The sequence below is a fragment of the Acidovorax radicis N35 genome, assembly GCF_000204195.1.
GTDB lineage: Bacteria > Pseudomonadota > Gammaproteobacteria > Burkholderiales > Burkholderiaceae_C > Acidovorax > Acidovorax radicis.
This window is the reverse complement of the sequence record NZ_AFBG01000019.1, coordinates 444,032-464,056: the sequence shown is the minus strand read 5'-3', so window position 1 is coordinate 464,056 and position 20,025 is coordinate 444,032. Positions and strand designations below refer to the sequence as shown.

Genomic DNA, 20,025 nt, shown 5'->3' with positions numbered 1-20,025 from the left:
GTGACATCTTCCTTGCAACACACCACCGTCCTGCTCAACGAGGCTGTGGACTCTCTCCTGGGCGGCGCAGGCCCTGAGCCTGCAGGCACCTGGGTCGATGCGACGTTTGGCCGTGGCGGGCACTCTCGTCTCATCCTGCTCAGGCTGGGGCCACAGGGGCGCCTTGTGGCCTTCGACAAGGACCCCGAAGCCATCGCCGAAGCAACGCGCATCACCGATGCGCGTTTTTCCATTCGGCACGAAGGTTTTCGCCATTTGGCCGATCTGCCTGCTGGCAGCGCCGCTGGCGTGTTGATGGACCTGGGGGTGAGCTCGCCCCAGATCGACAGCCCCGAGCGGGGCTTCAGTTTCCGTTTTGACGGCCCGCTGGACATGCGCATGGACACCACGCGCGGCGAAAGCGTGGCCGATTGGTTGGCCACGGCCGAAGTCGGTCAGATTGCGGAGGTGATACGTGACTACGGTGAAGAACGGTTTGCTGGCCCCATTGCAAAGGCGATTGTTGCTCGGCGCGAAGAACGGGGTCCTCTTTCAACCACCTCAGAACTGGCCGATCTCGTGGCTGGCACGGTCAAAACCCGCGAGCCGGGCCAGAACCCTGCAACGCGCACATTTCAAGCTCTTCGGATTTTCATCAACGCCGAGCTTGAAGAGCTGCAACAGGCGCTAGAGGCCAGCCTCTCGGTGCTGCAGCCGGGCGGGCGCCTAGTGGTGATCAGCTTTCATTCGCTGGAAGACCGCATCGTCAAGCAGTTCATCGCCAAACACTCCAAGGAGGTCTACGACCGCCGCGCGCCCTTTGCCGCCCCCCAGGCCATGAAACTGGTGGCGCTGGACCGCATCAAGCCCAGCGCCACCGAGGTGGCCGGCAACCCCCGCTCGCGCAGCGCGATCATGCGCGTGGCTGAGCGCACGGCGGTGGTCTGACATGACGCGGCTCAACGTGGTCCTGCTGCTGGCGGTACTGGCCAGCGCGATCTATCTGGTTCACACCCAGTACGAGTCGCGCCGCCTGTTCACCGAGCTGGACCGTGCCATTGCCGAGGCCCGCCGCCTGGAGACCGAGCACCAGCGCCTGCAGGTGGAAAAGCGCGCGCAGGCCACGCCACTGCGGGTGGAGAAGATCGCCCGCGCTCAACTCAACATGCGCACGGCCACGCCGGCCATCACGCAGTATGTGTCTGACCCACAGGGGGAGGCGGCCGCAGCGGCTGCCAGCGGTGTTCCGCCCCGGTCCGAGGGGGCGCAGCCATGAGCCGCAGTGTGCTCTACACCTCCAGCCCGCTGCTGGCCAGCAAGACGCCAGTCTGGCGCAGCAAGTTCATCGTGGCCGTGATTGCGTTGGGCTTTCTGGGGCTTGCGGGGCGCGCCGCCTATGTGCAAGTGTTTGGCAACGCATTCTTTCAGCGCCAGGGTGAAGTGCGTTTTGCGCGCACGCTGGAGCTGCCCGCAAACCGCGGCAAGATTGTGGACCGCAATGGGTTGATCCTCGCATCCAGCGTGCCGGCCTCCAGCATCTGGGCCATTCCGGAAGACGTGGACCAGGACAAGCCAGAAGTGCGCGCCAAGCTCAAGCAGCTGGCCAAGCTGCTCGACATGCCCCAGGCGGAGCTGCAGAAAAAGCTGGCCGATGAGGACAAGACCTTTGTCTGGATCAAGCGCCAGCTCGACTGGGATGTGGGCCAGCAGATTGCGGCCCTGGACATCAAGGGCATCTACCAGCGCAAGGAATACAAGCGCCAGTACCCCGAGGGTGAGGCGGCGGCGCACGTGGTGGGATTCACCAACGTGGAAGACCATGGCCAGGAGGGCATGGAGCTGGCCTTCGACAAGGATCTGGCAGGAAAGCCGGGCTCGCGCCGTGTGATCAAGGACCGCCTGGGCCGGGTGGTCGAAGGTGTGGGGGAAACCGTGCCACCCGTGGATGGCAAGGACATGCAGCTTTCCATCGACAGCAAGGTGCAGTTTTTTGCCTACCAGAAGCTGCGCGACCAGGTGGCTGCGCACAAGGCCAAGGCGGGCAGTGTGGTGGTGCTTGATGCGCACACGGGCGAGCTGTTGGCGCTGGCCAACTACCCGAGCTATGTGCCCGACAAACGCCAGAACCTGACCGGCGAACAACTGCGCAACCGCGCGTTGACCGACGTGTTCGAGCCCGGTTCCACCATGAAGCCGTTCACCATCGGCCTGGCGCTGGAGACGGGCCGCGTGCGCCCGGACACCATCGTGGACACGAACCCTGGCCGTATCAACATCACGGGCTCCACCATCTCCGACACGAGCAACCATGGGGTGCTGACGGTGGAAGGTGTGATCCAGAAATCCAGCAACGTGGGCACCACCAAGATCGCCATGCAGATGCCTGCGCGCGAGATGTGGGAAACCTTCTCGGCTGCGGGTTTCGGACAGAAGCCGCAGCTGCATTTCCCCGGCGTGGTCACCGGCCGATTGCGCCCGTACAAGACCTGGCGCCCGGTGGAGCAGGCCACCATGTCCTACGGCTATGGCCTGTCGGCCAGCCTGTTCCAGATGGCGCGGTCGTACACGGTGTTTGCCAATGGCGGCCGGGTGATTCCGGCCACGATGCTCAAGACCGCGGAGCCCGCAGTGGGCGTGCCCGTGTTTTCGGAGCGCACGGCCGACCAGGTGCGCAAGATGCTGCAGATGGCCGCAGGCCCGGGCGGTACGGGCCAGAAGGCGCAGACGCTGGGCTACTCGGTGGGCGGCAAGTCCGGCACCGCGCGCAAGCAGGTGGGCAAGAGCTACGCCTCGGGTAAATACCGCGCATGGTTCACGGGCATGGCACCCATCGACAAGCCGCGCATCATCGTGGCCGTGATGATCGACGAGCCCAACAACGGGGTGTATTACGGTGGCGCGGTGGCTGCTCCGGTGTTCAGCGAAGTCGTGCAACAGACCTTGCGAATGATGGGCGTGCAGCCGGACATGGCGGTCAAGCCGCAAATTGTGGCCAAAGAGGTGGAGGAATCGCTATGACAACGGCATTGCCTTTGCTCGCCTCGGTGCGCGACGCCGTGACCTGGCTGCGCGAACGGGTGACCGGCACGCTGCAGACCGACAGCCGCCAGATTCGCCCCGGCGATGGTTTCATCGCCTGGCCGGGTGCTGCCACCGACGGCCGCGCGCACGTCGGCGATGCGTTTGCGCGGGGGGCTGTGGCTTGCCTGGTGGAGCACGAGGGCGCCGACGCGTTTGTGCTTGAAGGCTTGCCTGTGGCGGCGCTCCATGGCCTGAAAGCCGCCACCGGCCCCATTGCGGCCGACTGGTTCGAGCAACCCACGCAGCATCTGGATGTGTTGGCCGTGACGGGTACCAATGGCAAGACCAGCACGAGCTGGTGGCTGGCCGAGGCACTTAATGTGCTATCAGAAAATGAGCTTATTCCGCAAGGTGGATGTGCGCTGGTAGGCACTTTGGGGATGGGGACACCGCCCGCACTCACCAGCACGGGCATGACCACGCCCGACCCGGTGCGGCTGCAGCGTGCGTTCCAGCAGTTCACCGATGCCGGCCGCACGGCCTGCGCCATTGAGGCCTCGTCCATTGGCTTGGCCGAGCACCGCATGGCGGGCACGCGCATCCGTGTCGCGTTGTTCACCAACTTCACGCAGGACCATCTGGACTACCACTCCGGCATGGCGGCCTACTGGCAGGCCAAGAGCATGCTCTTCGACTGGCCTGGCCTGCAGGCTGCCGTGGTCAACATCGACGATGCGCGCGGCGCGGAGTTGCATGCCACGCTGGCGGACCGTCCGCTGGACCTGTGGAGTGTTTCCATCACCGGCCCGGCCCGCCTGGCGGCGCGCGACATCTGCATGGGGGACGGTGGGCTGCGCTTCACGGTGGCCGAAGGCGTGCACACGCATGTGCTGCAGACGCGCGTGATCGGGCAGTACAACGTCTCCAACCTGCTGGGTGTGCTGGCCGGGTTGCGTGCGCTGGGCGTGCCGCTCCAGCACGCGCTGTATGCCTGCGCCCAGCTCACACCCGTGCCGGGCCGTATGGAGCAGATCCACAGCCCTGGCCAACCCCTGGTGGCGGTGGACTACGCGCACACGCCCGACGCACTGGAGAAGGCGTTGCAGGCCCTGCGCCCGATCGCGCAGGAACGTGGCGGCGAGCTGTGGTGTGTGTTCGGCTGCGGTGGTGACCGCGATGCAGGCAAGCGCCCGCTGATGGGCGCTGTGGCGCAGCACCAGGCCGACCGTGTGGTGGTGACCAGCGACAACCCGCGCAGCGAAGACCCCGCGGCCATCCTGCACCAGATTTTGCAAGGCACCATCGCCAGCAGCGTGGTGCGCGCCGAACCCGACCGTGCCGCCGCCATTGCCTTGGTCGTGGCCGAGGCTGCGCCCGCCGATGTGGTGCTGATCGCCGGCAAGGGCCACGAAGACACCCAGGAGACGGCTGGTGTGCGCCTGCCGTTCTCCGACATGGCCCACGCGCAGGGCGCGTTGCAGGCCCGAGGAGCCCGCACATGACCGCCACCCCAGGTGTGATGATGACCTTGCAGCAAGCGTTTGCGCTGCTTGCCTCGCGCATTCCTTCGGCACGCTTGGTGGGGGATGGCGCCACGCCGCTGGTGCGTGTGCATACCGACACGCGGACGCTGCAGGCGGGGGATCTTTTTGTGGCGCTCAAGGGCGAGCGTTTTGACGCCAACGCTTTCCTGTCCGACGCCCGCTCCGGTGGCGCAGCCGCTGCCATCGCCCACGGTGGCCTTGAAGCCGCAGGCCTGCCGGGCATTGAGGTGCCAGACAGCCTCGCAGCGTTGGGCGCGCTGGCTGCGGGGTGGCGTGCGCAGTTGGGTCTTCCGTTGATCGGCGTGACCGGCAGCAATGGCAAGACCACGGTGACGCAGATGATCGCGTCCATCCTGCGCGCCTGGAAGGGCGAAGCTGCCTTTGCCACGCAGGGCAATTTCAACAACGACATCGGTGTGCCGCTGATGCTGCTGCGCCTGCGCGCCAGCCATGCCGCCGCCGTGATCGAAATGGGTATGAACCACCCAGGCGAGATCGCCCTGCTGGCTGCCATGGCGCAGCCCACGGTGGCGCTGGTCAACAACGCACAGCGCGAGCACCTGGAGTTCATGCACACGGTGGAAGCTGTGGCCCGCGAGAACGGCTCGGTGTTTGCCAGCCTTCCCGCCGACGGCGTGGCCGTGTTCCCAGTGGGCGATGCCTACACGGGCCTCTGGCGCTCGCTGGGAGCGGGGCGCCGCACCGTCACCTTTGGCGATGGCGGCGATGTGGCCTGCGCACAGGCTGCGTGGGGCCAGGGCGCCTGGGCGGTGACGCTGGCCACGCCACAAGGCGAAGTGGCCACCCACCTGCATATTGCAGGGCGCCACAACGTGACCAACGCACTGGCGGCTGCGGCCTGTACGCTGGCAGCGGGCGCGCCCCTGGCCGCCATTGCGCAAGGGCTGAACGATTTTGTGCCGGTCAAGGGCCGCTCGCGTGCTTTCAGCGTGCACAGCGCTGGCCGGGAGATCACCGTGGTGGACGACACCTACAACGCCAACCCCGACTCCATGCGTGCCGCCATCGACGTGCTGGCCGAGCTGCCCGGCCCGCAACTGCTGGTGCTGGGCGACATGGGCGAGGTGGGCGATCAGGGCCCGCAGTTTCACGCCGAGGCGGGTGCCCATGCCCGTGCTGCGGGCATCCCCCTGCTGTTCGCGCTCGGCACGCAGTCGGTGCATGCCGCCACGGCCTACGGCGGTGCCCGGCATTTCAACGATATGAGCGCGCTGCTGACGGCCGTGCGCGATGCCCTGTCCACCGTGGGCAGTGTGCTGGTCAAAGGGTCTCGATTCATGAAGATGGAACAGGTGGTGGAGGCCATTTCCGCCACAGCGACCGCCGCAGCGCAGCCGCAAGAACAACAACAAAAGCAGAACCGGGCACTGGAGGGACACCATGGCGCAACACATTGAGATCGCTCGCGCGGCGACATCGCAGGTTGGGCAAGCCGGGGAGGCCTCATGCTGCTGATGCTGTCGCAATGGCTGCAGGGCCTGTCGCCCGAGTTCGGCTTCTTCCGCGTGTTCCAGTACCTCACCTTCCGTGCGGTGATGGCGGCGATGACGGCGTTGCTCATTGGCCTGATCGCAGGCCCCAAGGTGATCCGTGTGCTCACCTCGCTCAAGATCGGACAGCCGATCCGTGGCTACGCCATGCAATCGCACCTGTCCAAGAGCGGCACGCCCACCATGGGCGGCGTGCTGATCCTGCTGTCGATTGCGATTTCGACGCTGCTGTGGTTTGACCTGTCCAACCGATTCGTGTGGATCGTGCTCATCGTCACGCTGGGCTTTGGTGCCATCGGCTGGGTGGACGACTGGCGCAAGGTGGTCAACAAGGACCCCGAGGGCATGCGTTCGCGCGAGAAGTATTTCTGGCAATCGGTCATCGGCCTGATTGCCGCGCTGTACCTGGTGTTCAGCATCTCTGAGAGCTCCAACGCCAAGGTGTGGGAGCTGTTCGTGGGCTGGGTGCAGTCGGGTTTCTCGCTCGACCTGCCGCCCAAGGCCGGCCTGCAATTGCCGTTCTTCAAGGAAGTGAGCTACCCATTGGGCGTGCTGGGCTTCGTGATCCTCACCTACCTCGTCATCGTGGGCTCCAGCAACGCCGTGAACCTGACCGACGGGCTCGATGGCCTGGCCATCATGCCGGTGGTGATGGTGGGCTCGGCCCTGGGCGTGTTTGCCTATGTCACAGGCAGCTCGGTGTATTCCAAGTACCTGTTCTTCCCGCACATCCCCGGCTCGGGCGAGCTGCTGATCTTCTGCGCGGCCATGGCGGGCGCGGGCTTGGCCTTCCTGTGGTTCAACGCGCACCCCGCCCAGGTCTTCATGGGCGACGTGGGGGCGCTGGCGCTGGGCGCGGCCCTGGGCACCATCGCCATCATCGTGCGCCAGGAAATCGTGCTGGCCATCATGGGCGGCATCTTCGTGGTCGAGGCGCTGTCGGTGATGCTGCAGGTGACCTGGTTCAAGTTCACCAAGAAACGCTACGGCGAAGGCCGCCGTCTGCTCAAGATGGCGCCGCTGCACCACCACTTTGAAAAGAGCGGCTGGAAGGAAACGCAGGTGGTCGTGCGCTTCTGGATCATCACCATGCTGCTGTGCCTTGTCGGCCTGTCCACGCTGAAACTGCGATGAACCCGGACGATCCCCTCATCCCCGCTGCGCCACCCGCTCCCCCGGTGGCAGAGCCTGCCGTTGCGGCGGCGGGTGGGGAGCCGCCTGCCGGGCGGCCGGATGTGGACATGCCACCAGCGCGATCGATGGAGGACGTGGTGCCTGACGAGACCGGCGTTGCCCTTCCCGATGCACAGTCCTTCTTCGAGCCCCAGGACGCCACGACCGACATGACGGAGCCTGCGGCCACAAGCGAGGGCACGGCGGTGGCACCCGGGCCCGCCACAGGCGCACGCGCAGGCAACGCGGCGGCGAATGCCTGGGACCCAGAAAAGCCCCCGGCCGTGTCTGCCGCAAAGGCCGCCGCTGACTTTGTGGCGCAGATTTTTGCCGAGGTGGCCGCGCCTGAAGCTGCGTCGGCCCCGCTGCATGAGGCCGAAGAAGAAACCGCCGAGGCAGTTGCGACCGATGAAGCTGTCCAGCCCCTGGGCCGGCCCGGTGAAGGCATGCGTCCGATGCAGGGCCAGAACATCCTTATCCTGGGCCTGGGCGCCTCGGGCCTGGCCATGGCCCGCTGGTGTGTGCGTTGCGGTGCCGATGTCACCGTGGCCGACACCCGCGCCGCGCCGCCACAGTTGCCCACGCTGCAGCAAGAGCTGCCCCAGGCGCGTTTTGTCGCGGGTGCCTTTGATGCCAGTCTGGTCGAAGGCAAAGACCTGCATGCGGTCTACCGCTCGCCGGGTTTGAGTCCCCAGACAATTGCTCCTGTTTTGGTAGCTGCTAGCGCATGTGGGATAAGCGCTGGAGGTGAGTTGAGCTTGTATTCCATGGCGTTGGCCGCGCTGCACGCTTCGCACGGCTACGCACCGGCCGTGCTGGCCATCACGGGCACCAATGGCAAGACCACGGTCACATCGCTCACCGGCCAGCTGGTGGAGCGTTCGGGCCAACGCGTGGCCGTGGCCGGCAACATCGGCCCCACGCTGCTTGATACCCTGGCGGGCCACATCGACGCTGGCACGCTGCCCGATGTATGGGTGCTGGAGCTGTCGAGCTTCCAGCTCGATGGCGTCACGGGCTTTGAACCCACGGCGGCCACCGTGCTCAACATCACGCAGGACCACCTGGACTGGCATGGCGACATGGCCGCCTACGCGGCGGCCAAGGCACGCATCTTTGGCCAGACAGGGCTCATGGTCCTGAACCGCGAAGATGCCGAGGTCATGCGCATGCTTCCACCTCCAGTGAAGGTCAAGCTGCAAAAGCCCCAGGTGCGCGAGCACCTGACGTTTGGTGCCGACATGCCCCAGCGCCCCGGCGACTTCGGTATCGAGGTCGTCAGTGGCATGCCCTGGCTGGTGCGTGCCATGGATGCGGATGAAACCCGCAAGCGCGGCCGCAATGAAGTGGCCGAGGACCTGCACATCCAGCGCCTGATGCCGGCCGATGCGCTGCGCATCCGGGGCCGCCACAACGCGGTGAACGCGCTGGCTGCACTGGCCCTGGCCTCGGCTGCAGGCTGCACCTTGGCCCCGCTGCTGTACGGCCTGCGCGAGTACCGGGGCGAGCCACACCGGGTGGAGCCCGTGGCCGTCATCCACGGGGTGGAATACTTTGACGACAGCAAGGGCACGAACGTGGGCGCCACGGTGGCGGCCCTCATCGGCCTGGGCGCAGAGCGCCGCATCGTGGTCATCCTGGGCGGCGATGGCAAGGGGCAGGACTTTTCGCCGCTCGCAGCGCCGGTGTCGCGCTATGCACGTGCCGTGGTGCTCATCGGGCGCGATGCGCCGCAGATCCGCGCCGCGCTCCAGGACTGCGGCGTGGCACTGCTGGATGCCGAGACACTGCCCCAGGCGGTGGCGCTGGCCTCGCAGCGTGCCCATGCGGGCGATGCGGTGCTGATGTCGCCCGCCTGCGCCAGCTTTGACATGTTCACGGGCTATGAGCACCGCGCCCAGGTGTTCTGCGACACCGTGCGCGCCTTGGCCGACGACGCCGGGCAGTCCGTGGAAGGTATGGCATGACGGCCGACGTGCGCAATTCCACGTTGCTGCAGCGGGTGACCGGCTGGTTTGGAGGCCTGCCTGGCAAGGCTGCGGACGTATTGCCCGTGCGCGTTGGCGGCACGGAGTACCGCCAGTCGTCCAGCACGCCGGCCAGTGTGCTGGGCTTCGACCAGGCCTTGCTGTGGGTGGTGGTCGCGCTGCTGGCCTGGGGTCTGGTGATGGTGTATTCGGCCTCCATCGCCATGCCGGACAACCCGCGTTTTGCCAATTACGCGTCGACCCATTTCCTGACCCGCCACATGATGTACCTCGTGGTGGGTTTTGTCGTGGCGCTGCTGGCCTTCCAGGTGCCCATGGCGCTGTGGGAGCGCATGGCGCCCTGGCTTTTCGTGGTGGCGCTGCTGCTGTTGATTGCGGTGCTGATCCCCGGTGTGGGCAAGGTCGTCAATGGCGCGCGGCGCTGGCTGTCGATCGGGCCCATCGGTTTCCAGCCGTCCGAGGTGGCCAAGTTCGCGGTGCTCATCTATGCGGCCGACTACATGGTGCGCAAGATGGAGGTGAAGGAGCGCTTTTTCCGCGCCGTGCTGCCCATGGGCGCCGCCGTGGCCATCGTGGGCGTGCTGCTGCTGGCCGAACCCGACATGGGTGCCTTCATGGTGGTGGCAGTGATCGCCATGGGCATCCTTTTTCTGGGGGGTGTCAACGCCCGGATGTTCTTCCTGATCGCAGGGGTTCTGGTGGCCGCTTTCGGCGTCATGATCGCCAGCTCGCCCTGGCGCCGTGAACGGGTGTTTGCCTACCTCGACCCCTTCAGCGAGGAGCACGCCCTGGGCAAGGGCTACCAGCTTTCCCACTCGCTGATCGCCATCGGGCGTGGCGAGATCTTTGGCGTGGGCCTGGGCGGCAGCGTGGAAAAGCTGCACTGGCTGCCCGAGGCCCACACCGACTTCCTGCTGGCGGTGATTGGCGAGGAGTTCGGCCTGGTCGGCGTGGTCATCCTCATCGTGCTCTTCCTGTGGATGACGCGCCGCATCATGCACATTGGCCGCCAGGCCATCGCGCTGGACCGCGTGTTCGCGGGGCTGGTGGCGCAGGGCGTGGCGATCTGGATCGGCTTTCAGGCCTTCATCAACATGGGCGTGAACCTGGGCGCGTTGCCGACCAAGGGGCTCACGCTCCCGCTGATGAGTTTTGGGGGATCCGCGATCCTGATGAATCTGGTGGCGCTCGCGGTGGTGCTGCGGGTGGACTATGAAAACAAACTCCTCATGCGCGGAGGCCGCGTATGAGGAGTTTGTTTCACCAAAACAAGCTGCTGCAACGCGTCAGCGTTGGCGGGTGCGCAGCAACCGATGCGCGGAGGCCGCGTATGAGGAGTTTGTTTCACCAAAACAAGCTGCTGCAACGCGTCAGCGTTGGCGGGTGCGCAGCAACCGATGCGCGGAGGCCGCGTATGAGGAGTTTGTTTCACCAAAACAAGCTGCAGCAGCGTGCAACGCTGCCGAATGCGGAGCATTCGATGAGAGGAGGCCGCGTATGACGCAGAAGACGGCCCTCATCATGGCGGGTGGTACGGGCGGCCATATCTTCCCGGGCCTGGCCGTGGCGGAGGAACTGCGCGCACGCGGCTGGCGCGTGCACTGGCTGGGCACGCCGGGCAGCATGGAGTCGCGCATCGTGCCCACACACGGCTTTGCGCTGGAGTTGATCGATTTTTCGGGCGTGCGCGGCAAGGGCCTCGTCACGCTGGCCCTGCTGCCGCTGCGCCTGTTGCGTGCCTTCTGGCAGGCGCTGGCCGTGGTGCGGCGTGTGAAACCCGACGTGGTGGTGGGCCTGGGCGGCTACATCACCTTCCCGGGCGGGATGATGGCTGTGCTGGCGGGCAAACCGCTCGTGCTGCACGAGCAGAACTCGGTGGCCGGCATGGCCAACAAGGTGCTGGCAGGTGTGGCAGACCGGGTTTTCACCGCTTTTCCCAACGTGTTCAAAAAGGGGCAGTGGGTGGGCAACCCGCTGCGCACCGCCTTCACCAGCAAGCCCGCACCGGCCGAACGCTTTGCACAACGCACCGGCCCACTGCGCCTGTTGGTGGTGGGCGGCAGCCTGGGGGCGCGGGCATTGAACGAGATCGTGCCGCAAGCCGTCGCGCTGATGCCTGCCGACCAACGCCCTGTGGTCATCCACCAAAGCGGTGCGACGCAGATCGATGCACTGCGCTCCAACTACGCCGCGGCCGGCGTCGAGGCGGAATGCACGCCCTTCATCGACGACACCGCGAGTGCCTTTGCCGATGCCGACATCGTTGTTTGCCGCGCGGGCGCAAGCACCGTGACCGAGATCGCTGCCGTGGGCGCGGCGGCGGTTTTCGTGCCGTTCCCTTCGGCGGTGGACGACCACCAGACCACCAATGCGCAGTTTCTTGTGAACGCGGGCGGCGGCTGGCTGGTGCAGCAGCGCGACCTCACGCCCGAGGGTTTGGCTCAGATGCTATTGAATACAGAGCGCTCTACCTTGATGGATAAAGCGCTGAAGGCCAAAAACATGCAAAAAATCAACGCCACCCGCGAAGTGGTGACTGCCTGCGAGGAGTTGGCATGAAACACGCCATCCGCCACATCCATTTCGTCGGCCTGGGCGGCGCCGGCATGAGCGGCATCGCCGAGGTGCTGTTCAACCTGGGCTACCGCATCTCCGGTTCCGACCTGGCCGACAGCGCCACGCTGCGCCGCCTGCAGGGCCTGGGCATCAAGACCTGCCTGGGCCACGCGGCGGCGCACATCGACGGGGCCGATGCGGTGGTCACCTCCACCGCCGTGACGCCCGACAACCCCGAGGTGCTGGCTGCGCGCGAGAAGAAGATCCCCGTGGTGCCTCGCGCGCTCATGCTGGCCGAGCTGATGCGCTTGAAGCAAGGCATCGCCATTGCCGGCACGCATGGCAAGACCACCACCACCAGCCTCGTGACCAGCGTGCTGGCCGAGGCGGGGCTGGACCCGACGTTTGTGATCGGGGGCAAGCTCAACAGCGCGGGCGCCAATGCCAAGCTGGGCAGCGGCGACTACATCGTGGTCGAGGCCGACGAGTCCGACGCGTCGTTCCTGAACCTGCTGCCCGTGATGGCGGTGGTGACCAACATCGATGCCGACCACATGGAGACGTATGGGCACGACTTCAGCCGGCTCAAGGGCGCATTCGTCGATTTCCTGCACCGCATGCCGTTCTACGGCACGGCGGTGTTGTGCGTGGACAGCCCGGCCGTGCGCGACATCCTGCAAAGCGTGACCTGTCCGATCACAAGCTACGGATTTTCGGAAGACGCCCAGGTGCGCGCCATCGATGTGCGTGCCGAAGCCGGTCAGATGCGATTCACCGTGCAGCGGCGCAACGGCGTCACGCTGCCCGACATGGAAATCGTGCTCAACCTCGCGGGCGAGCACAACGTGCTCAACGCGCTGTCGGCCATTGCCGTGGCGGTGGAGCTCAACATCCCCGACGAGGCCGTGCAGCGTGCGCTGGCCGGCTTCAAGGGCGTGGGCCGGCGCTTCCAGCACTACGGTGATCTGCCCGCGAAGGACGGCGGCACGTTCACTGTCATTGATGACTACGGCCACCACCCGGTGGAGATGGCCGCCACGCTGGCGGCTGCGCGCGGCGCCTTCCCGGGCCGCCGACTGGTGCTGGCCTTTCAGCCGCACCGCTACAGCCGCACGCGCGATTGCTTCGAGGATTTCGTGAAGGTCATTGGCAACGCCGACGCCGTGCTGCTGACCGAGGTGTATGCCGCTGGCGAAGCACCCGTGGTCGCCGCCGATGGCCGCTCGCTGGCCCGCGCGCTGCGCGTGGCGGGCCGTGTGGAGCCGGTGTTCGTCGACAACGTGGCCGATTTGCCGCAAGCCATTGCCGACAACGCGCGCAACGGCGATGTGGTGATGTGCATGGGCGCAGGCTCCATTGGTGCAGTACCCGGCAAGGTGGTGGAAATGCTACAAAATAATGAGCTAAAAGCGCTTGAAGGGAGCGCGCTATGACCCCTTTTGATTCAAATATGGATGTGAAATCGCTTGGCAAAGTCGCCGTGTTGATGGGTGGCGACTCGGCCGAGCGTGAGGTCTCCCTCATGTCCGGCAGTGGCGTGCTGCAGGCCCTGCGTTCGCGGGGTGTGGACGCGCATGCGTTCGACCCTGCGCAGAACGCGCTGGGCGATCTCAAGCGCGATGGCTATGCGCGCTGCTTCATTGCACTGCATGGCCGCCATGGTGAAGACGGCACAGTGCAAGGCGCGCTGGAGCTGCTGGGCATTCCCTACACCGGCCCGGGCGTCATGGCCTCGGCCATCGCCATGGACAAGGTCATGACCAAGCGGGTGTGGCTGGCCGAGGGCTTGCCCACGCCACGCTATGTGTGGCTGGCGCCCGACCGCCAGCAGCGCGAGGTGGTGCGCACCGTGCCCGATGAGCTGGGTTTGCCACTGATCGTGAAGCCGCCCCGCGAGGGCTCGTCCATTGGCGTGACCAAGGTGCGTGGCTATTCGGACATGCAGGAGGCCGTGGCGCTCTCGGCGAAGTACGACCCCGACGTGCTCTGCGAAGAGTTCATCGACGGCGAGGAAGTGACCTGCCCGGTGCTGGGCCAGGGGGCAGACGCCCGCGCGCTGCCGGTGATCCGCATCGTGGCGCCCGATGGCGCCTACGACTACCAGAACAAGTACTTCACCGACGACGTGAAGTACCAGTGCCCGAGCGGCCTGCCCGAGGCCGAGGAACGCGAGATCCAGCGCATCGTGCTGGAGGCCTATCGCACGCTGGGTTGCCGGGGTTGGGGCCGTGCAGATCTGATGATCCGCGCCAGCGACCGCAAACCCTTCCTGCTGGAGATGAACACGTCCCCTGGCATGACCGGTCATTCGCTGGTACCCATGTCGGCACGGGCCTCGGGCATCAGCTATGAGGAACTGTGCCTGCGCATCCTGGCGGATGCAGCGTTGGACACTGCCCCAAGGCCGAAGGACGCCTGATGACCAACAGCCTGCCAGCACCCCTGGACGTCAAGCTCATGAACCTGACCGCATCGGTCTTGTTCGTGGGCTGCGCCATGGCTGTGCTGGCGGCGGGTGCGTGGTGGGTGTTGCGCTACCCCGGCTTTGCCATCGCACGCATCGTGGTGCAGGGCGAGCTGGTGCACAACAACGCGGTGACCTTGCGGGCCAATGTGGCGCCGCACCTTGCAGGAAACTTTTTTACGGTGGACCTGCGGGCGGCCCGCAATGCCTTCGAGCAGGTGCCTTGGGTGCGCCGCGCCGACGTGCGGCGGGAGTACCCCGGCAGCCTGCGCGTGGAGCTGCAGGAGCATGACGCCGTGGCGTACTGGGGGCCCGAGAGCGGCTCGGCCCTGGTCAATCGCCAGGGCGAGGTGTTTGAGGCCAACGTGGGCGACGTGGAGCAGGACGGCTTGCCGCGCCTGCTGGGCCCTGTGGGCAGTTCGCCCGAGGTGTTGCTGATGCATGGGCTGCTGCAGCCTGTCTTCAAGCCGCTGGGCCTGGAAGTGGAGACGCTGGAGCTGACCGGGCGGGGCGGTTGGAGGGCCACGCTCGACAGCGACGCGGTGGTGGAGCTGGGGGGCGGTACGCCGCAAGAGGTGGTGCAGCGCACGCAACGCTTCACGCGCACCCTGACGCAGGTGGCGGCGCAGTACGGGCGCCGCGTGGATGCCCTCGAGTCCGCCGATCTGCGGCATGCAGGGGGCTATGCGTTGCGCATGCGCGGTGTGAGCACCGTGGTTCCTGATGCCACAGCGGCCGCTGGCGCCGTGCGCAGGAGGTAATGGCATGGATCAGCGGTGCATGGCGCAACAAGCAGGTCGGTTCGTGAATGAGGCCGTGGGGCGGCGGGACAGAACAGAGAAGGGCAGAGACTGATATGGCAAGAGAATACAAAGACGTTGTGGTGGGGCTGGACATCGGCACCGCCAAGGTCATGGCCGTGGTGGCTGAGGTTCTGCCCAATGGCGAGCTCAAGCTCGCAGGTCTGGGCGTGGCCCCGAGCAACGGCTTGAAGCGCGGTGTGGTGGTCAACATCGACGCCACCGTGCAGAGCATCCAGCAGGCCCTCAAGGAGGCCGAGCTGATGGCCGACTGCAAGATCCAGCGCGTGTACACCGGTATCACTGGCAGCCACATTCGCGGCCTCAACTCCAGCGGCATGGTGGCCGTGAAGGACAAGGAAGTCACCTCGGCCGACGTGGCGCGTGTGGTGGAGACGGCCAAGGCCATCAACATCTCCAGCGACCAGCGCCTGCTGCTGGTGGAGCCGCAGGAATTCGTGATCGACGGGCAGGATGTGAAGGAGCCCATCGGCATGAGCGGCATCCGCCTGGAGGCCAAGATCCACATCGTGACCGGCGCGCAGAGTGCGGCCGAGAACATCATCAAGTGTGTGCGCCGCTGTGGCCTGGAGGTCGAGCAGCTCATGCTCAACCCCCTGGCCAGCAGCCAGGCGGTGCTGACGGATGACGAGCGCGAGCTGGGCGTGGTGGTGGTGGACATCGGTGCGGGCACCACGGACGTGGCGATCTTCACGGGCGGTGCGATCCGCCATACAGCGGTGATTCCGATTGCGGGCGACCTCATCACCAGCGACATCGCCATGGCATTGCGCACTCCCACGAAGGACGCAGAAGACATCAAGGTCGAGAGTGGCTACGCCAAGCAACTGCTGGCCGACCCCGAGAGCCAGGTCGAAGTGCCCGGCCTGGGCGACCGCAGCCCGCGCATGCTGAGCAAGCAGGCGCTGGCGGGCGTGATCGAGCCGCGCGTGGAGGAGATCTTCTCGCTCGTGCAGCAGGTCATTCGCGAGTCGGGCTACGAAGAAGTGCTGTCCTCGGGCATCGTGCTTACGGGCGGCAGTTCGGTGATGCCGGGAATGATCGAACTGGGTGAGGACATCTTCCTCAAACCCGTGCGGCGCGGCATTCCCAAGTATTCCAGTGCCCTGTCCGACATGGTGGCCCAGCCCCGAGCAGCCACCGTCATGGGCCTGCTCGAAGAAGCTCGCCTGGCACGGCTGCGCGGCTTCAAGGTGGCGCAAAAGAGCGGCTCCATGAAGACCGCGTTCGGGCGTTTCAAAGATTTCATCGTGGGGAATTTCTGACCATGAAATACCTAGGAATGAGCGCCGCCGGGCCGCCCCAAGGCGCGCAAGCCCCCATGGGGGGCAGCGCAGCACACGCAGTGGCAAGCGTGGGGGCCTTGTGGCTGGCGCGAGGGAGTCCCCACCAAACGCCGCGCGAGCGATGGCGATGTACAGGACCGCCGCGCTCTTCCCTACCAGGTACCCCAATCCCCATTTGGCAATTGCATACGAATCTAGAAACAGGAGCTCCAACATGACCATCGAAATGATCGAAGCCGAAGAATTTAACCAGGGCACCCAGATCAAGGTGATCGGCGTGGGCGGCGGTGGCAGCAACGCCGTCGAGCACATGATCGCCCGCAGCGTGCAGGGCGTGGAGTTTGTCAGCGCCAACACCGACGCGCAGGCACTGACGCGCAGCTCAGCCCACCGCGTCATCCAGCTGGGGGGCAGCGGCCTGGGTGCGGGCGGCAAGCCAGAAAAGGCGCGCGATGCGGCCGAAGCTGCGGTGGACGACATCCGTGACGCCATCCAGGGCGCGCACATGCTGTTCATCACGGCCGGCATGGGCGGCGGCACCGGGACCGGGGCTGCTCCGGTGATCGCACGCGTGGCCAAGGAAATGGGAATCCTGACGGTGGGTGTGGTCACCAAGCCTTTCGATTGGGAAGGTGGCCGCCGCATGAAGAACGCCGACGATGGCCTGGCCGAGCTGGAAGCCAACGTGGACTCGCTGATCGTGGTGCTCAACGAGAAGCTGCTCGACGTGCTGGGCGACGACATCACCCAGGACGAAGCCTTTGCGCATGCCAACGACGTGCTCAAGAACGCCGTGGGTGGCATTGCTGAAATCATCAACGAGTACGGTCAGGTGAACGTCGACTTCGAAGACGTGCGCACCGTGATGGGCGAGCCTGGCAAGGCCATGATGGGTACGGCCACCGCCAGCGGCCCCGACCGCGCGCGCATCGCTGCGGAGCAGGCCATTGCCTGTCCACTGCTGGAAGGCATCGACCTGTCGGGCGCCAAGGGTGTGCTGGTGCTGGTCACGGCCAGCAAGGGCAGCCTCAAGCTGTCCGAGTCGCGCCAGGCCATGAACACCATCAACGCCTATGCCTCGACCGATGCACACGTCATCTTCGGCGCGGCCTACGACGAAACCCTGGGCGACGAGATCCGCGTGACCGTGGTGGCCACGGGGTTGTCGCGTGTCAACGCACGCCGCCAGCCTATCTCGGTGGTGCAGGGTGGCTTGCGCACGGGCACGGACAACATGGCCTATCAAATGCCCGTGGCTGGTGTCGGCACCCTGGGGGGTGCGGTGGGTGTGCAAGGCGGCCACGCCGGCAGCGCACAGGCCGACTACGGCAGCATGTCGGTGCCCAGCGTTTGGCGCACCAACCGCACACAGGCGGCAGCCCGTGTGGACGCACTGTCGTCGGGTGGTATGGATGACCTGGAGATCCCGGCCTTCCTGCGCAAGCAAGCCGACTGATCGGAGGTCTCCGGTGGCCCACAGGGTGACTGTGGGACCCCAAGAATGAAAGAGGCCCTGCCAGCGTGAGCTGGCAGGGCCTCTTTTTTGTGGGCAGTGTGGGCTCTTGTGCTGGCTCAGGCCCTTGAGGCCCTCAGCACCCCTGGTTTAGAAGGACTCCCAATCGTCGTTGTTGTCTGCGGCGGGCTTGGGGCTGCTGGCCTTGGGGGGCAGCGCTGCTGCCGGTGCCTTGGCGGGTGGAGCGGGTGGGCGGGGGGGGGCGCAGCCTTGGCCAGTGCGGGGCGTGGTGCCGCGGCGCGTACGGGGGCCGGTGCCGGACGGGGTGTCGCCGAAGGCACGGGCCGGCTTGCCGGCATGGGGGCAGGTGCCGAGGCATTGCTGCCATTCACCCGGAACAACGCGACCACCTGGGTGAGTTTCATGGCCTGCTCGCGCAGGCTGTCTGCGGCGGCGGTGGATTGTTCCACCAGGGCCGAGTTCTGCTGCGTCATCTGGTCGAGCTGGTTCATGGTGGTGTTGACCTGCGCAATCCCCTGGCTTTGCTCAGAGGTGGCGGAGCGGATCTCTCCAATGATGTCGGTCACGCGCTGAACGCTGTCCACGATCTCGGTCATGGTGGCGCCCGCATTGCCCACCAGTTGCGTGCCCGATGCCACTTTTTCGACCGATGCGCCAATCAGGGTCTTGATCTCCTTGGCGGCTTCTGCACTGCGTTGGGCCAGGCTGCGCACCTCGCTGGCCACCACGGCAAAGCCCCGGCCCTGCTCGCCCGCACGGGCGGCTTCCACTGCGGCATTCAAGGCCAGGATGTTGGTCTGAAAGGCAATGCCATCGATGACACCGATGATGTCGCTGATCTTGTTGCTGCTGGCGTTGATGTCCTGCATGGTGGCCACCACCCGCGACACCACCTCGCCCCCGCGTGCCGCGACGGCAGCGGCCGACGTTGCCATCTGGTTGGCGGTCTGTGCGGATTCCGAGGTCTGCTTGACGGTGCTGGTCAGCTCTTCCATGCTGCTCGCCGTGCTTTGCAGGTTGCTGGCCGTGTCTTCGGTGCGGTGGGCGAGGTCATTGTTGCCCTGGGCAATCTCGCTGGACGCGGTGGCGATGCTGTCGGTGGCGGAGCGTACGTCGGTGACCAGCTTGCGCAGCGAGGTGACCATGTGGGCCAGGCCGTCGAGCATCGAGCCCGGGTGGGCCGTGGGGATCGGGGTATCGAGGTTGCCCTGGGCCACTTCCGACATGATGGCGATGGCGTCGGTGGGCTCTCCCCCGATCTGGCGCAATACCGACCGCGACACCATCATGCCAATGGCGCCGACGACCAGAAACACCACCACCACCATGGCCAGGCTCGACAGCAGGGCCTGGCGCAGCAGCACATCCACGTCGTCGGTGTAAAGGCCTGAGCCAACCATCCAGTTCCAGCCGTCCACCCGGACGATGTACTGCAGCTTGGGCTGGGGTGTCGTTTGACCCGGGCGGGCAAACATTGTGGGGACAAAGGCCTTGCCGTCCTTGCTGTTGCGGATGCCGTTCACGAGCAGGCCAATGATGTCCACCCCCGAGCCATCCTTGACCTTGCCCAGCATGTCCTGCCCGTCCCACTCGGTCTTGAAGGGGTGCATCACCCCGACGCCCTCGGTGGTCCAGATGTAGAAGTACTCGGTTTTTCCGTCGGCACCGCCATAGCGGGCAATGCGCAGGGCGTCCTTGGCGGCCTTCTGTGCTTCTTCCTGGGGCATGGCGCCGCTGGCGGCCTTGGCCTGGTAGGCGGCGACGATGCTGTGGGCGGACTGGACGGCCGTGGTCAGCAACTCCTTGCGCGACTCGCTGATCAGCCGTCGTTCCTGCAGCAAGGACATGATGGCCATGATCAGCAGCGCAGCCAGTGCGGTGCCGATCATGAGCATGATTTTCATTTTGAAGCTGAGCTTGCTCATGGGAGTCTCCTGTGGGGCGTTTGCGGTGTGTTCATGTTGTGTCTTTTAAGGCCCGCCGACCCCAAATTGTGCGGCGAACCCTGGGGCATGTGCTGTAGGTGAAAACGCGGCGGTAGCTCTACGTACCAAGAGCCTGTTCAAAGTCTTTTTGGAGTCGCACAAGTACCTTGCCGGGATGGGATGCAAGGCGCGGGGGTGCAGCCAATAGCGCGTGCTATTGGCAAGCTTCGCAACGCCGCAGACCGCCCGGCAAGGCACTTGCCCGAAGGGGTTGGAGTGAAAT

15 protein-coding genes are annotated in these 20,025 nt (G+C 65.8%); 14 read left to right on the top strand and 1 reads right to left on the bottom strand.

Going from position 1 to position 20,025, the window contains the following annotated elements:
- The 14 genes from rsmH (at position 1) to ftsZ (ending at position 17,799) form a co-directional block, all read left to right on the top strand.
- On the top strand, positions 1-927 hold the full coding sequence (gene rsmH, locus ARADN35_RS0111890; protein WP_010462357.1) for a 16S rRNA (cytosine(1402)-N(4))-methyltransferase RsmH: 927 nt from the start codon (positions 1-3) through the stop codon (positions 925-927).
- A gap of 1 nt (position 928) precedes the next feature.
- Positions 929-1,255 (top strand): cell division protein FtsL, encoded by a 327-nt coding sequence (ftsL, locus tag ARADN35_RS0111885; protein WP_010462355.1) that lies wholly within the window; start codon positions 929-931, stop codon positions 1,253-1,255.
- On the top strand, positions 1,252-2,997 hold the full coding sequence (locus ARADN35_RS0111880) for a peptidoglycan D,D-transpeptidase FtsI family protein (RefSeq protein WP_010462353.1): 1,746 nt from the start codon (positions 1,252-1,254) through the stop codon (positions 2,995-2,997). The genes ftsL and ARADN35_RS0111880 overlap by 4 nt, the downstream gene beginning before the upstream one ends.
- Complete coding sequence (locus tag ARADN35_RS0111875; RefSeq protein ID WP_010462350.1) at positions 2,994-4,502, top strand: UDP-N-acetylmuramoyl-L-alanyl-D-glutamate--2,6-diaminopimelate ligase; 1,509 nt, start codon at positions 2,994-2,996, stop codon at positions 4,500-4,502. The genes ARADN35_RS0111880 and ARADN35_RS0111875 overlap by 4 nt, the downstream gene beginning before the upstream one ends.
- Positions 4,499-5,962 carry a UDP-N-acetylmuramoyl-tripeptide--D-alanyl-D-alanine ligase gene (locus ARADN35_RS0111870; protein WP_010462347.1) on the top strand — a complete coding sequence of 488 codons (1,464 nt, stop codon included), beginning with the start codon at positions 4,499-4,501 and terminating at the stop codon, positions 5,960-5,962. Before ARADN35_RS0111875 ends, ARADN35_RS0111870 begins: the two co-directional genes overlap by 4 nt.
- Before the next feature lie 48 nt (positions 5,963-6,010).
- Entirely contained in the window at positions 6,011-7,189 is a 1,179-nt protein-coding gene (mraY, locus tag ARADN35_RS0111865) for a phospho-N-acetylmuramoyl-pentapeptide-transferase (protein ID WP_010462345.1), read from the top strand.
- Positions 7,186-9,195 (top strand): UDP-N-acetylmuramoyl-L-alanine--D-glutamate ligase, encoded by a 2,010-nt coding sequence (murD, locus tag ARADN35_RS0111860; RefSeq protein ID WP_029413939.1) that lies wholly within the window; start codon positions 7,186-7,188, stop codon positions 9,193-9,195. The genes mraY and murD overlap by 4 nt, the downstream gene beginning before the upstream one ends.
- Positions 9,192-10,466: a putative lipid II flippase FtsW gene (ftsW, locus tag ARADN35_RS0111855; protein WP_010462341.1), complete on the top strand. Its 1,275-nt coding sequence runs from the start codon at positions 9,192-9,194 to the stop codon at positions 10,464-10,466. The genes murD and ftsW overlap by 4 nt, the downstream gene beginning before the upstream one ends.
- A gap of 247 nt (positions 10,467-10,713) precedes the next feature.
- A complete protein-coding gene (gene murG, locus ARADN35_RS0111850) occupies positions 10,714-11,775 on the top strand; it encodes an undecaprenyldiphospho-muramoylpentapeptide beta-N-acetylglucosaminyltransferase (protein ID WP_010462338.1) in 1,062 nt (353 codons plus the stop codon).
- On the top strand, positions 11,772-13,205 hold the full coding sequence (murC, locus tag ARADN35_RS0111845; protein WP_010462335.1) for a UDP-N-acetylmuramate--L-alanine ligase: 1,434 nt from the start codon (positions 11,772-11,774) through the stop codon (positions 13,203-13,205). The genes murG and murC overlap by 4 nt, the downstream gene beginning before the upstream one ends.
- The gene (locus ARADN35_RS0111840) at positions 13,202-14,191 is read left to right on the top strand and encodes a D-alanine--D-alanine ligase (RefSeq protein WP_181147538.1); all 990 of its coding nucleotides are present in this window, start codon (positions 13,202-13,204) and stop codon (positions 14,189-14,191) included. The genes murC and ARADN35_RS0111840 overlap by 4 nt, the downstream gene beginning before the upstream one ends.
- A complete protein-coding gene (locus ARADN35_RS0111835; RefSeq protein WP_010462331.1) occupies positions 14,191-14,997 on the top strand; it encodes a cell division protein FtsQ/DivIB in 807 nt (268 codons plus the stop codon). The genes ARADN35_RS0111840 and ARADN35_RS0111835 overlap by 1 nt, the downstream gene beginning before the upstream one ends.
- Positions 14,998-15,092: 95 nt before the next feature.
- Positions 15,093-16,322: a cell division protein FtsA gene (gene ftsA / locus ARADN35_RS0111830; RefSeq protein ID WP_010462329.1), complete on the top strand. Its 1,230-nt coding sequence runs from the start codon at positions 15,093-15,095 to the stop codon at positions 16,320-16,322.
- 235 nt (positions 16,323-16,557) lie between these two features.
- The gene (gene ftsZ, locus ARADN35_RS0111825) at positions 16,558-17,799 is read left to right on the top strand and encodes a cell division protein FtsZ (RefSeq protein WP_010462327.1); all 1,242 of its coding nucleotides are present in this window, start codon (positions 16,558-16,560) and stop codon (positions 17,797-17,799) included.
- A 116-nt stretch (positions 17,800-17,915) separates the two neighbouring features.
- Here the strand turns inward: ftsZ and ARADN35_RS26260 are convergent, their stop codons facing one another.
- Positions 17,916-19,742, bottom strand: coding sequence for a methyl-accepting chemotaxis protein (locus tag ARADN35_RS26260; RefSeq protein ID WP_010462325.1), 1,827 nt, complete (start codon positions 19,740-19,742; stop codon positions 17,916-17,918).
- Between the last annotated feature and the right edge of the window lie 283 nt (positions 19,743-20,025).